The following is a 13,359-nucleotide window of genomic DNA, read 5'->3' as shown; positions in this document are numbered from 1 at the left end:
TCCTTAACGGTTCATGCTTTAAGGTTCGAGAGCGAGCGCGTCTTCAACTCGCACTCGAACAAAAATTCAAAGGCCTCGATCTGCCGTAGGGCATCGCTCATGCGCGCACCCCAGGTGTACAGGCCGTGGCCGCGAATCAGGTAACCGACGCAATCAGGATGGGCGTCGAGCCAAGGCTGCACCTTGGCGGCCAGGCGCGCAATGTCCTGATCGTTGTCGAAAATCGGCACGCGCACCCGGGATTCGTGGGTCGTCACACCGCTGAAGGCTTTTTGCAGTTCGTAGTCTTCGAACTCGATGAAGTCCTGCGGCGTCAGGCGCGACAGCACGGTGGCATTCACCGAATGAGTGTGCAGCACCGCGCCGATCTCAGGGCGCCAGCTGTAAAGCTGCGTGTGCAACAGGGTTTCGGCGGACGGTTTCTTGCCCGGCTCCAGGCTGTTGCCTGACAGGTCGGTTGCCAGTACATCGTCCATGCCCAGTTGCCCCTTGTGCTTGCCGGACACGGTCAGCAAGGCTTCAGTCGGCGACAGACGGGTCGAGTAATTGCTGCTGGTGGCCGGCGACCAACCGCGGCCATAGAGAAAACGCCCGGCGTCGATGATTTCCTGGGCGAGTTGTTCACGGGTAAGGCTCATGGCCTGTCCTCTTGCATACATGTGGCAATGATAACGGCAGCCGCGACGGCTGCGAGGCTGGCAATACTAAATGTCCATGCGGCGCCGAGAGCATTCCAGCCATAGCCGGAATACAACGCGCCCAACGCACCGCCGGTGCCGGCCAATGCGGCATACAGCGCCTGGCCCTGGCCTTGCTGGCGCGCACCGAAACTACGTTGCACGAATGAAATGGCAGCGGCGTGAAAGCTGCCGAATGTCGCCGCGTGCAGCACCTGGGCAAACAACAAGACCCAAAGGAATTCGGCCAACGAACCGAGCAGCAACCAGCGCAGCGCCGCCAGCAGAAAACTCGCCATCAGCACCCGGCGCAGGGAAAACCGCGCGAGGATCTTGCTCATGGCCAAAAACATCAGCACTTCGGCGACCACGCCGACCGCCCAGAGCATGCCGATCACGCCACGGCTGTAACCCAGACGCTCAAGGTGCAGGGTCAGAAACGTGTAATACGGCCCGTGGCTCATCTGCATCAGCGCCACGCAGGCGTAAAACGCCAATACGCCGGGGTTGCGCAGCTGCTTGAGAAACCCCTCCCCCGCCACCCGGTTGCCCGGCGCCGGTTGGGCATTAGGCACCCACAGACTGCTGAGCACGATACCGGCCATGATCAGCACCAGCGCCGCCGGGTAGATATCGAGGCTCAGCCATTCGAACAGCCGACCCAGCGCGACCACGGTGATGATGAAACCGATTGAACCCCACAGGCGAATCTGGCTGTAGCGCGAGGTCTGGCCCTGCAAGTGAGCCAGGGTGATGACTTCGAACTGCGGCAACACTGCGTGCCAGAAAAACGCATGCAAGGCCATGACCATCGCCAGCCAGGCGTAGCTCTTGCTGACGAAAATCAGCGAAAAGGTCAGCAGCGTGCACACCGCACCGAAGCGCACGATGGCCAGCCTTCGGCCGGTGTAATCGCCCAGCCAGCCCCAGATATTCGGCGCCACGCAGCGCATCAGCATCGGGATCGCCACCAGCTCTCCGATGCGTGCGGCACTAAAGCCCAGGTGATCGAAGTACAGCGCCAGAAAAGGCGCTGTCGAACCGAGCAAGGCGAAATAGAACAGATAGAAACTGGAAAGCCGCCAGTACGGGAGCGCCGCAGCCGCCATCAGACGGCTGCGACCAGGAGGTCAGCCATTTACAACTGACCCAGCACCGGCGTGCTCACACGCACATCGGCGTTCTGCCCACGGTGACGCAGCAGGTGATCCATCAGCACGATGGCCATCATCGCCTCGGCAATCGGTGTGGCGCGGATGCCAACGCACGGATCGTGACGGCCCTTGGTGATCACTTCCACCGGGTTGCCATGGATGTCGATGGAACGGCCCGGCGTGGTGATGCTCGACGTCGGCTTCAGCGCCAGGTGCGCAACGATGGGCTGACCGGAGGAAATACCGCCGAGAATGCCACCGGCGTTGTTGCTGAGGAAACCTTGCGGGGTCATCTCATCGCGATGCTCGGTGCCGCGCTGGGCAACGCTGGCGAAACCGGCGCCGATTTCCACGCCCTTGACCGCGTTGATGCTCATCAGCGCATGGGCCAGTTCGGCGTCGAGGCGGTCGAAAATCGGCTCGCCCAGGCCCGGCATCACGCCTTCGGCGACCACGGTGATCTTCGCGCCGACCGAATCCTGGTCGCGGCGCAACTGATCCATATAGGCTTCCAGTTCCGGCACTTTGTCCGGGTCCGGGCTGAAGAAGGCGTTCTGCTCCACCGATTCCCAGGTCTTGAACGGGATTTCAATCGGCCCGAGCTGGCTCATGTAGCCGCGAATCACGATGCCCTGGCTGGCCAGGTATTTTTTCGCAATCGCACCGGCCGCGACGCGCATCGCGGTTTCGCGGGCCGAGCTGCGACCGCCGCCACGGTAGTCGCGCTCGCCGTATTTGTGGTGATAGGTGTAGTCGGCATGGGCCGGGCGGAACAGATCCTTGATCGCCGAGTAGTCCTTGGACTTCTGGTCGGTGTTGCGAATCAACAGGCCAATGGCGCAACCGGTGGTGCGGCCTTCGAACACGCCGGAGAGGATCTCGACTTCGTCGGCTTCCTGGCGCTGGGTGGTGTGGCGGCTGGTGCCGGGCTTGCGGCGGTCCAGGTCACGCTGCAGATCCTCCAGGGATATCTCCAGGCCCGGTGGGCAGCCATCGACAATGGCGACCAACGCCGGACCATGGCTTTCGCCCGCGGTGGTGACAGTGAACAGCTTGCCGTAGGTATTGCCGGACATGCAGGGCGCTCCGTGAAATCGAACCTGAATACGTAATCCGCGCCAGTATACGCAGGCTACCCAAGTAGTTCATCCTCGAACCTTATGGGTGCCTGTGAGTCCAACCGGCATCTTCTTGATGATGGCGCGATGATGCTGCGAGTTCTAGCCTTGAGCCTTACCCTGATTTCCGGCTTCGCCCAGGCGACTGTCCTGCAACGGCCGATGACGCTGGACACCGGCACTGGCGAGCTTTTCGGCTCGCTGTTACTGCCAAAATCCGACAATCCGGTGCCGGTTGTCCTGATCATTTCCGGCTCCGGCCCTACGGATCGCGACGGCAACAACCCCGACGGCGGGCGCAATGACAGCCTCAAGCGCCTGGCCTGGGTGCTGGCCAAACACAACATTGCCAGCGTGCGTTACGACAAGCGTGGCGTGGCCGCGAGCCTGGCCGCGACCCCGGACGAACGCAACCTGACGGTAGAGGCCTATGTGTCCGATGCGCAAGCCTGGGGCCGCAAGCTCAAGACTGATCCGCGTTTCGGCAAACTGATTGTGCTGGGTCACAGCGAAGGCGCCTTGATCGCCAGCCTCGCGGCGCCGGGCCTCGATGCCGACGCGGTGATTTCTGTCTCGGGTAGCGCCAGGCCGGTCGATCAGGTCATCCGCCAGCAACTGGGCAATCGCCTGCCCCCACCGCTGATGCTGCGCAGCAATGAATTGCTCGACAGCCTCAAGGCCGGGAAACCCGACGATAATGTGCCGCCCCCCTTGCAGGCAATTTTCCGTCCGAGCGTGCAGCCTTACCTGATTTCCCTGTTCCGCCAGGACCCGGCCGCGGCGTTTGCCAAGCTGAAAATGCCGGCGTTGATCATCCAGGGCAGCAACGACATCCAGGTCGGTGTCAATGACGCAAGGTTGCTCAAGGCAGCCAAGCCGGACGCCGAACTGGCGCTGATCGAGGGCATGAACCACGTCATGCGCATCGTGCCCAACGACGTCAAACGCCAGCTGGCCTCCTATAAAGACCCACAATTGCCCCTGGCGGCGGAACTGGGCACGCGAATTCTCGGTTTTATTGACGGACTTCGCACCAGTTAAGCGCTACTGGGAGGCGTTCTCACCAGTTTTCACACGTGAAAACTGGTGAGAACGCCCCGCTGGCCCTCCAGTCTTGAAGAAAACGGCCGATAAGCCTTTGTCGCCCACGCATTGGTTGGCGACAAGTTGAGCTTGGACAGGATCTCGCCGTTATGACTGACACCCAGACTTCACCCGACACCACCGCTGAAACAGACGCACCGCCAGCGGTCGAGCTGCCCTGGGCGGACGTCCACGTCGAGCACCACAAAATGCTCCGTCTGGCGCCGCTGAAGACTGACCGCAATACAGGCGGGCGCCCGTTGCGCTTTGTCGAATTAGGCTATGCCGAGCGCAACGACAAGGCGCGTAGCCTGATGCGCATGAGCATCACCCTGCCCGGCCAGCGCGTACGCAAGGAACAGAATCATCTGGACGTGTGGGTCGATCATGCCGAAAAGCGCGTGCATTTCGGCCCTGACAGCGGCTTGCAGATTGAACCGCTCAACCGTGGCATTGGCCGCTATCTGGCGGCCCAGGGCATCAACTGGGCGAAGAAGCGCTGGCCGACCTACACCGTCGACGGCTTTGACCTGAACAACAAGGATGCACTGAACGAAGACACCCGCCTGCGCCGCGATCATTTTTTGCGTGTGCACGGTTTCGATGTGGTGTATGCCGATGCCCAGCATTTGAAAGGCAGCGTCAAGCCGGTCAAGGTCGGCGACCTCTTGGGTGACTGGAACAGCGACAAACTGCAGATCGTGGAAATTCTCGAAGCCGCGCAAATGCTCCAGCAAGCCGAGCAGAACCTGGCCGAGCAGGAAGTCAAACTCAAGAACCACGAAGAGAAAGTCAGCAAATACAAACGCGAAGACGCCGGGTTGCGCTTCACCATTACGTGTCTGGTGGCGTTTGCGGTGTTTCAGGCGGGGTTGCTGATCTGGATTGCCACGCACCGATAGTTGGCGGTGCGGCCATTCCTTGTAGGAGCGAGCCTGCTCGCGATGGACGTTAACGATGACGCGTGTTTTCTGGAAAAACGCGTCGCCCTTTAGCCCATCGCGAGCAGGCTCGCTCCTACAGGGGTTAAACGCGGGAAGCGAACAACGCCTGATGCTCCCGGCACTGCTGCGCGCTCAGCATGAACACGCCGTGCCCGCCACGCTCGAACTCCAGCCAGGCGAAGTCGACTTCCGGGTACAACGCCTCGACGTGCACCTGGCTGTTGCCCACTTCGACAATCAGCAAGCCCTTCTCGGTCAGATGATCCGCCGCTTCGGCAAGCATGCGCCGCACCAGGTTCAAACCGTCATCACCGCAGGCCAGGCCCAGTTCAGGTTCGTGCTGGTACTCGTCCGGCATGTCGGCGAAATCTTCGGCGTCGACGTACGGCGGGTTCGACACGATCAGGTCGAAACGCTGACCCGGCAAACCATCGAAACCATCGCCCTGCACCGTGTAGACACGCTCATCGACACCGTGACGCTCGATGTTCTGGTTGGCCACTTCCAACGCTTCGAACGACAGATCGGCCAACACCACTTCGGCGTTCTGGAACTCGTAGGCGCAGGCGATACCGATGCAGCCGGAGCCAGTGCACAGGTCGAGAATCCGCGCCGGCTCGTTAGCCAGCCACGGGGTAAAACGATTTTCAATCAGCTCGCCAATCGGCGAACGCGGGATCAGCACACGCTCATCGACGATGAACGACATGCCGCAGAACCAGGCTTCACCCAGCAGGTAAGCGGTCGGCACACGGTCTTCGATGCGGCGCTTGAGCAGCAACTGCAAGTGGACCAGTTCGTCTTCTTCCAGATTGCAGTCGAGGTAGCTGTCGGCAATTTCCCACGGCAGGTGCAGCGCCCCCAACACCAGTTGACGGGCTTCGTCCCAGGCATTGTCCGTCCCATGGCCGAAAAACAGATCCTCCCCATGGAAGCGGCTGACGGCCCAACGGATATGGTCACGCAGGGTACGAAGGCGGGAAGTGATCACGACGGCAAACTCCAGAAAAATCGACGGGCGATTCTACCAGTCAAACGGCGTCACGACGACGCGGGAAAACAACCGGTTCAAATGTAGGAGTTATCCATTTTTTCGCAACGCTATTGAACAAAACGCAACTATTGACAAGGCTACAGGCCAGCAACGGCGGCACCTACGATCGTAGCGATTCACAGAAACGCTCAGCCAGAGGACAATGTCGCAAAAGCCCCACTCCAAGGAGCCCCAGAATGTCCGTTCCAAAAACGATGTTTCAACTCAGCGGCCGCGGTTATCCGGCAGCCAAACTGAGCCACGCGACCCTTATCATCATCGATGCCCAGAAAGAATATCTGAGCGGGCCACTGGCCCTCAGCGGCATGGATGAGGCCGTCGCGAACATCAAGCAATTGCTCGCCGCTGCCCGTGCCGCCGGCCGACCGGTCGTGCATGTGCGCCATCTCGGCACCCTCGGCGGCATGTTCAACCCGCAAGGCGTAGGTGGTGAGTTCATTCCGGGCCTGGAGCCGCAGAGCGACGAAACCGTCATCGGTAAATTGCTGCCAAGCGCGTTCCACGGCACCGAGCTGGCCAAACGCCTGGAGGACCTGGGCGCCCTCGACCTGATCGTCTGCGGTTTCATGAGTCACTCCAGCGTCAGCACCACCGTACGCGCAGCGAAGAACCTTGGCTTCCGCTGCACACTCATTGAAGACGCCTGCGCCACTCGCGATTTGCCTTACAAAGGCGGCATCCTGAGCGCCGAGCACGTTCATCAGACCGAAATGGCGATCATGGGCGACAACTTCGCCACCCTCGCCATGACCCACGAACTGGTCTGATCGGCGCCCCATGAGCGGTCAAAAACGCCGCTCATCCGCAAAAGCCTCTCATTAGCCGTAATTGTCTTAGCCTCAGGAACATCCCGGTCAACTCCCGGTCGAAGGGCCGATACCCATTGAGGAAGGTCGGAATGAAGTTATCCGATGGTTTTGACGCTCGCCGCTTGCGGCCCAAAGGCCAACGCAACTGGCGTTTTAGAATCGGCGCAGCATTCGCTGCGTTGCTGGCAATGAGTGGAGTGCTGCTCGCCATGGCCGGTGCCGCCGCCCTGTTCGGCCATGCACCTGCCCTGGGCGAGTTGAACACCAACCGGGCCGGCGCGGCAGTGATCCTGGCGATTGGCCTGTTCGTGCTGTACCTCGGCGTGTGGCTGTGGCGTCGTTGCCGGCGCCGCTCGCGGCAATCGCGGGAGCTGGCCATGTCCCCGCACCTGATGAAAAAACACGACTGAGACCAGGGTCGAGACCGAGCCCCGTGCGTTTTGTCGCGCCCGATTCGCTTCGAGTTGGGTAAACTGGCCGCCCTTCGCGGAGGCTGACATGCAAGACGACGATTTTTCTCTGTTCAAAAGCGCGATCCAAGGCGTCAAGCCGATCAAGCACGATCGCGCCGAAACCGGCAAACCCAAGGCTGACCGCGCGCAGATCGCCAAGCTGCGTCAGGCGGCCACTGTGCGCACCGAATCCACCACCGTCGACGGTCTGTCCGATCAGTTCGTCATCGACGTCGGCCCTGAAGACGAGCTGATGTGGGCACGTGACGGCGTGCAGGAAAGCCAGATACGCAAGCTCAAGATCGGCCAGATTCCGTTCGAAGGCAGCCTCGATCTGCACGGCATGAGCGTGGAAAAAGCTCGGGAAACCCTCTGGGCTTTCCTGGCCGAAGCGACCCAATTCGAAATCCGCTGCGTGCGCGTCACCCATGGCAAGGCTGTTCGCCTGGACGGCAAGCGGCCGATGATCAAAAGCCACGTCAACACTTGGCTGCGCCAACATCCACAGGTGCTCGGATTCACCTCGTGCCAGGCCAAACATGGCGGTGCCGGTGCGGTTTATGTGATGCTCAAACGCACCATGATGGAAGGTCGCGACGAGTAAAGCTGACGCGTCACGCTTGCAGCGTCGTGTCCGCCACCGTACCCTTGCCCTTTGCGTAAAATCCCACAGGTAGTTTCATGTCCCTGGAACAGAATTACACCGCGATCCTTGGCCAACTGGGCGAGGACGTCTCCCGCGAGGGCCTGCTCGACACGCCCAAGCGTGCCGCCAAAGCCATGCAGTACCTCTGCCGCGGCTATGAACAGACACTCGAAGAGGTCACCAACGGTGCCCTGTTCAGCTCCGATAACAGCGAAATGGTGCTGGTCAAGGACATCGAGTTGTACTCGCTGTGCGAACACCACCTGCTGCCGTTCATCGGCAAAGCGCATGTTGCCTACATCCCGAGCGGCAAGGTCCTGGGCCTGTCGAAGGTGGCGCGGATCGTAGACATGTACGCTCGCCGCCTGCAGATCCAGGAAAACCTCAGCCGCCAGATCGCCGATGCGGTCCAGCAAGTCACCGGCGCCCTGGGCGTTGCAGTGGTGATCGAGGCCAAGCACATGTGCATGATGATGCGCGGTGTGGAAAAACAGAATTCGTCGATGATCACCTCGGTGATGCTCGGTGAATTCCGTGAGAACGCAGCCACCCGCAGCGAATTCCTCAGCCTCATCAAGTAATTCGCGGCACGAAGAAAACCGGCATTCATCGCCGGTTTTTTTTCGCCGGTAAAAAATCAGGTAAGCTGCGCGCCTTTCTTTCTTTGCACCGTGAGGCTTTCAACGTGTTCGTAAAAGCGCTTCGTGTCGGCCTTGGCCAACTGATCATCTTCATCGACTTCATCACTCGCCCCAGCAAAAAGAAGCGCCCCGCCGCTGCTCAGGCTCAAGTCGAATCCGCCGCCAAGGGCCTGACCCTGTATCAATTCCACGCCTGCCCGTTCTGCGTGAAAACCCGCCGCACCCTGCGCCGCCTGAATGTGCCGGTGGCTCTTCGCGATGCGAAGAACAACGAACAGGATCGCCAGGCCCTGCTGGAGCAAGGCGGCAAGATCAAGGTGCCGTGCCTGCGCATTGAAGAGAATGGCCAGACCACCTGGATGTACGAGTCCAAGGTGATCATTGATTATCTGGACAAGCGATTTGCTGCAGCCTGAGGTTTTTGCAGTGGCGTTGCGGACGCCATCGCCAGCAAGCCGGCTCCTACAAAGTGGCGGCGTACACAAGAGTTGTGACCACCGCCCCCCCCTGTAGGAGCCGGCTCGCTGGCGAAGAGGCCGGCCCAGACACTATAAAACCCAGACAAAAATAAACCGGCCCCTGAGCCGGTTTAATTGTTTTCAGGCCGCTTGCGCCGCCTGCGCCTGTCGCACGACCGCCGCCAACCGTTTGAGCCCCTCATCCAGCCGCGCCGGGTCGATGTGGCTGAAGTTCAACCGCAAATACCCATGATGCTTGTCCGGCTCGGGGAAGAACGGCTCGCCCGGCATGAACGCCACATCTTCGGCCAACGCCGCATTGAGCAAAGTTCGCGTGTCCAGCGGCTGCTTGAGCTTCAACCAGAAAAACAATCCGCCCTGCGGCTCGTTCCAATCCGACAGATCAGCAAAGTAGGTTTGCAGCGCCACCTGGAACGCATCCCGACGCCCGCGGTAAAAGTCGCGCAACTCACTGCGGTGTTGCCGGTACTTTTCACTGCCGATCCATTGCAGCGCTTGCCACTGGCCAACCCGATTGGTGTGCAGATCCGCCGACTGCTTGAGTTTCAACAGATGAGGAAACAGGTCCGGGCTGGCGATCAGATAGCCAACGCGCAAACCCGGTAACAGGGTTTTCGACACAGTACCGGTGTAGATCCAACTGGCGTTTTTCAAGCGACTGACAATGGGTGTAGCGCTACCGCCATCGAAGGTCAGTTCTCGGTAGGGCTCATCCTCGATCAGAGTGACGCCAAACTCGTCGAGCAGCGCTGCCACCGCGTCGCGTTTGGCTTCGCTGTAGCGAACCGCCGAAGGATTCTGGAACGTCGGGATCAGGTAGATGAAGGCCGGGCGGTGTTGTTCCAGGCGATCGCGCAGCTGCGTCAGGTTCGGGCCGTCAGCCTCCAGCGGCACGGTCAGGCAATCGGCACCAAACAGCTGGAATATTTGCAGTGCCGCCAGATAAGTCGGCGCCTCAAGCAGGATCTCGGTGTCCTTGTCGATGTACAGCTTGGCCGCCAGATCCAGGGTTTGTTGTGAGCCGCTGACCACCAGAACCTGGCTTGCCTCACAGGCCACTCCCAACGCACGCGCCTCGGCGGCCAACGCTTCACGCAGCGCCGGCTCGCCTTCGCTCATGCCGTATTGGCCCATGGAGACCGGCATCTGGGCCCAATCGACCTTCGGCAGCATGGCTTCAGCCGGCAAACCACCGGCGAACGACATCACTTGCGGACGCTGAGCCGCGGCGAGGATTTCACGGATCAAAGAACTTTTAAGGCGTGAGACACGTTCGGAAAAAGCCATGGGGATCACCGGTAGCAAGGCATGAGGAAAATGAGTCAAACTTATTGACCGAAATTACGCTTTCCGGATTGGATACGTCAATATGCTTGACCTTAAAAACCCGCTATCCCAACGACAAGCCATGGAAGCGTTTTTCTTCGGCTACCAGGCCTTCACCGCCAAGGCCGATGAAATGCTCGAACGTCGCGGCCTGAGCCGGGTTCATCAGCGCATCGTGTTTTTCATCGCCCGCTATCCGAACCTGAGCGTCAAGGAGTTGCTGGCTTTGCTCGGCGTGAGTAAGCAGGCGCTGAACATGCCGTTGCGACAATTGTTGGAGATGCATTTGGTCGACAGCGTCGCGTCCGAAACTGACAAGCGTAAGCGACTGCTGGAACTGACTGCAGAAGGCGCTCGCTTCGAGCAAGCATTGCGGCGTGAACAGGTGAAATTGCTGGAGCGGGTGTTTGGCGAGGCAGGGGAACAGGCGGTGAATGGCTGGTTGGCGGTGAATCTGGCGCTTGGGGAGGATCAACAAAAAATCTGAACCCGAAAGTCCTTCGCGAGCAGGCTCGCTCCTACAGGCAAATGTGGGAGCGGGTTTGCTCGCGAAGGCGTCGGACAGGCGATATATCCCTAAAGCCAAATATTTCGTCGACAAAACCAAAAACATTATTTGCTTTCTTTGTATACAAAAGCATAATCCACTTCGTGCGAGTTCCTGACCAAGCGGTCAACAAATTCGCAAGCACCTCAAAGGGCCGCTGCCACCCCTCTCGGATCCGGCCCTGGAAATAAAAATAAAACTCTTGAGGAGTACTCGCTGTGGAAAGCCGCAAATCCGAAGCATCGACGCTGGACCTCTCGCCGCCATTACGTAATGGCTTGCTGGAACGTCTGTTCAAACTCAGCTTGCATGGCACCACGGTGAAGACCGAGCTGATTGCCGGTCTGACAACCTTCATCACCATGGCTTACATCATTTTCGTCAACCCCAACATCATGGCTGACGCCGGGATCGATCACGGTGCCGCATTCGTCGCCACCTGCATCGCCGCCGCACTCGGCTGCCTGTTGATGGGCCTGTACGCCAACTGGCCGGTCGGCCTGGCACCGGGCATGGGGCTGAACGCTTTCTTCACCTACACCGTGGTCGGCACCATGGGCTACAACTGGGAAACCGCCCTGGGTGCGGTGTTCGTTTCCGGTGTGTTGTTCATGATCTTGACCTTCTCGCGAATCCGCGAATGGCTGCTCAATAGCATCCCGGTCAGCCTGCGCTTCGCCATGGGCGCTGGCGTGGGTCTGTTCCTGGGGCTGATTGGCCTGAAAACCGCAGGTATCGTCGTCGATAGCCCAGCCACCCTGATCAAGCTCGGCTCCCTGCGCGAACCCGGCCCGCTGCTGGCCGCCGTATGTTTCCTGATGATCGCCATCCTCAGCTACCACAAGGTCTTCGGTGCAATCCTCATCAGCATCATCACCGTGACCCTCGCCGGTTGGGGCTTGGGCCTGGTGCATTACGAAGGGATCATGTCGGCCCCGCCAAGCCTGGCTCCGACCTGGATGGCCATGAACGTCGCCGGCGTGTTCAACGTCAGCATGATCAGCGTGGTCCTTGCGTTCCTCTTCGTACACATGTTCGACACCGCCGGTACCCTGATGGGCGTTGCCCAGCGCGCCAACCTGGTCGGCGCTGACGGCAAGATCGAAAACCTCTCCCGCGCAATGAAAGCCGACAGCGCTTCCAGCGTATTCGGTGCGGTGGTGGGTGTTCCGCCAGTGACAAGCTATGTAGAAAGTGCTGCCGGCGTGGCCGCAGGTGGTCGGACTGGTCTTACCGCAGTCACCGTTGGTGTGCTATTTATAGCCGCAATGTTTTTCGCACCACTGGCCGGCATGATTCCCGCCTATGCCACCGCTGGCGCACTGATTTATGTGGCAATGCTGATGATGGGCGGCATGGCCCACATCGAATGGGACGAAGCGACCGACAGCATTCCGGCCATCGTTACCGCGATCATGATGCCACTGACCTTCTCGGTCGCTGACGGCATCGCGCTGGGCTTCATCACCTACGTGGCGCTGAAGGCCGGCACCGGCAAGTACAAGGAAATTTCCGTGAGTCTGTGGGTGCTCTGCGCGATCTTCATCGCCAAGTTCATCTTCTTGTAAACCTTACGCGGAACTCGCTTCAAAACAGCCTCACCCCGTCGGGTGAGGCTTTTGTGCAAATGGAGGAAAGTGATGAGTCTGGAAACCTGGCTGCTGTTCAGCGGCGCTGCGCTGATTGTGATCCTGATCCCGGGACCACTGTCTTTGCTGATGATCAGCAACAGTCTGAATTACGGCCTGCGCCGCTCCTACCCGGCCTTTCTCGGCGGCGTATCGGCCTCGATCTGCTTGTTGAGTGCGTCGGCGCTGGGCCTGGGTGCGTTACTGCTGGCTTCCGAACAGCTGTTCAGCGCATTGAAGATGCTTGGCGCGCTGTACCTGTTCTACCTCGCCTGGCAAAGCTGGCAGCAATCGCGCCAGCCTTCCCACGGCGCTGAAGTGCCACAGGCAGCGCCAGTGCCTCGCTTTCGTGCGCTGTTCGGCCGCGCGTTCATGCTCGGCGCCAGCAACCCGAAGGACATCCTGTTCTTCGCCGCTTTCCTGCCGCAGTTCTTGAACGCCGAACAAGCGTTCCTGCCGCAGTTGCTGGTGATGATTGCGACCTGGACTGTGCTCGATCTGCTGTGCAAATTGGCCTACGGCCTCGGTGCCCATGGTGCGGCGCGCTATCTGCGCAGCGGCAAGGGGCAGAGCTGGTTCAACCGGATCAGTGCGGGGTTGTTTGGTGGTGCGGGGGCTGCGTCCCTGCTGAGCCGCTAAAAGCATCGCTGGCAAGCCAGCTCCTACAAGGGTTCGCATAACCTGTAGGAGCAGGCTTGCAAGCGATGGCGTCATGTCTGACAGCCCTTTTTCAACGCGAAAAAAAGCCCGCAGTGTGAGCGGGCGAAAGACCAAAGAAGCTATATGCGCAGTCGCTTCCAG

15 protein-coding genes are annotated in these 13,359 nt (G+C 60.0%); 10 read left to right on the top strand and 5 right to left on the bottom strand.

Translation table 11 applies throughout. The features are described 5' to 3' along the window. Positions 1-11 precede the first annotated feature (11 nt). Genes B0D71_RS11505 through aroC form a run of 3 tightly spaced genes read right to left on the bottom strand, consistent with a single transcriptional unit; the run spans position 12 to position 2,907 of the window. Positions 12-638 (bottom strand): methylthioribulose 1-phosphate dehydratase, encoded by a 627-nt coding sequence (locus B0D71_RS11505; RefSeq protein ID WP_103394871.1) that lies wholly within the window; start codon positions 636-638, stop codon positions 12-14. Beyond that, positions 635-1,786 (bottom strand): MFS transporter, encoded by a 1,152-nt coding sequence (locus tag B0D71_RS11500; protein WP_103394870.1) that lies wholly within the window; start codon positions 1,784-1,786, stop codon positions 635-637. The genes B0D71_RS11505 and B0D71_RS11500 overlap by 4 nt, the downstream gene beginning before the upstream one ends. A gap of 29 nt (positions 1,787-1,815) precedes the next feature. Next, positions 1,816-2,907, bottom strand: a complete 1,092-nt coding sequence (gene aroC / locus B0D71_RS11495; protein WP_085716874.1) for a chorismate synthase — start codon at positions 2,905-2,907, stop codon at positions 1,816-1,818. 84 nt (positions 2,908-2,991) lie between these two features. Between aroC and B0D71_RS11490 the strand changes: the two genes are divergently transcribed. Continuing rightward, positions 2,992-3,990 (top strand): alpha/beta hydrolase, encoded by a 999-nt coding sequence (locus B0D71_RS11490; protein WP_103394869.1) that lies wholly within the window; start codon positions 2,992-2,994, stop codon positions 3,988-3,990. A gap of 152 nt (positions 3,991-4,142) precedes the next feature. Next, a complete protein-coding gene (locus B0D71_RS11485) occupies positions 4,143-4,934 on the top strand; it encodes a hypothetical protein (protein WP_103394868.1) in 792 nt (263 codons plus the stop codon). Positions 4,935-5,058: 124 nt separating this feature from the next. Here B0D71_RS11485 and prmB read toward each other — a convergent pair whose 3' ends face one another. Beyond that, the gene (prmB, locus tag B0D71_RS11480) at positions 5,059-5,967 is read right to left on the bottom strand and encodes a 50S ribosomal protein L3 N(5)-glutamine methyltransferase (protein ID WP_103394867.1); all 909 of its coding nucleotides are present in this window, start codon (positions 5,965-5,967) and stop codon (positions 5,059-5,061) included. A 239-nt stretch (positions 5,968-6,206) separates the two neighbouring features. Here prmB and B0D71_RS11475 point away from each other — a divergent pair, with 239 nt between their 5' ends. The 5 genes from B0D71_RS11475 (at position 6,207) to B0D71_RS11455 (ending at position 8,994) form a co-directional block, all read left to right on the top strand. Continuing rightward, positions 6,207-6,797: a cysteine hydrolase family protein gene (locus B0D71_RS11475; RefSeq protein WP_103394866.1), complete on the top strand. Its 591-nt coding sequence runs from the start codon at positions 6,207-6,209 to the stop codon at positions 6,795-6,797. Between the two features lie 131 nt (positions 6,798-6,928). Further along, positions 6,929-7,249, top strand: a complete 321-nt coding sequence (locus tag B0D71_RS11470; protein WP_103394865.1) for a hypothetical protein — start codon at positions 6,929-6,931, stop codon at positions 7,247-7,249. 88 nt (positions 7,250-7,337) lie between these two features. Then, the gene (locus tag B0D71_RS11465; protein ID WP_103394864.1) at positions 7,338-7,895 is read left to right on the top strand and encodes a Smr/MutS family protein; all 558 of its coding nucleotides are present in this window, start codon (positions 7,338-7,340) and stop codon (positions 7,893-7,895) included. 77 nt (positions 7,896-7,972) lie between these two features. Further along, complete coding sequence (folE, locus tag B0D71_RS11460; RefSeq protein WP_003204506.1) at positions 7,973-8,518, top strand: GTP cyclohydrolase I FolE; 546 nt, start codon at positions 7,973-7,975, stop codon at positions 8,516-8,518. Between the two features lie 104 nt (positions 8,519-8,622). Then, positions 8,623-8,994: a glutathione S-transferase N-terminal domain-containing protein gene (locus B0D71_RS11455; protein WP_095945228.1), complete on the top strand. Its 372-nt coding sequence runs from the start codon at positions 8,623-8,625 to the stop codon at positions 8,992-8,994. Between the two features lie 183 nt (positions 8,995-9,177). Here the strand turns inward: B0D71_RS11455 and B0D71_RS11450 are convergent, their stop codons facing one another. Beyond that, a complete protein-coding gene (locus B0D71_RS11450; protein WP_103394863.1) occupies positions 9,178-10,344 on the bottom strand; it encodes an aminotransferase-like domain-containing protein in 1,167 nt (388 codons plus the stop codon). An 82-nt stretch (positions 10,345-10,426) separates the two neighbouring features. On the opposite strand from B0D71_RS11450, the gene B0D71_RS11445 reads away from it, so the two are divergent. From B0D71_RS11445 to B0D71_RS11435, 3 genes are all read left to right on the top strand, one after another. Next, on the top strand, positions 10,427-10,870 hold the full coding sequence (locus B0D71_RS11445) for a MarR family winged helix-turn-helix transcriptional regulator (RefSeq protein WP_103394862.1): 444 nt from the start codon (positions 10,427-10,429) through the stop codon (positions 10,868-10,870). Between the two features lie 278 nt (positions 10,871-11,148). Beyond that, positions 11,149-12,498, top strand: a complete 1,350-nt coding sequence (locus tag B0D71_RS11440; protein ID WP_015096117.1) for an NCS2 family permease — start codon at positions 11,149-11,151, stop codon at positions 12,496-12,498. Positions 12,499-12,570: 72 nt separating this feature from the next. Then, complete coding sequence (locus B0D71_RS11435) at positions 12,571-13,197, top strand: LysE family translocator (RefSeq protein WP_103394861.1); 627 nt, start codon at positions 12,571-12,573, stop codon at positions 13,195-13,197. Positions 13,198-13,359 lie beyond the last annotated feature (162 nt).

The sequence above is a fragment of the Pseudomonas laurylsulfativorans genome (assembly GCF_002906155.1).
In the GTDB taxonomy this organism is placed as follows: Bacteria; Pseudomonadota; Gammaproteobacteria; order Pseudomonadales; family Pseudomonadaceae; genus Aquipseudomonas; species Aquipseudomonas laurylsulfativorans.
This window is presented reverse-complemented; position numbering and strand designations above follow the sequence as displayed.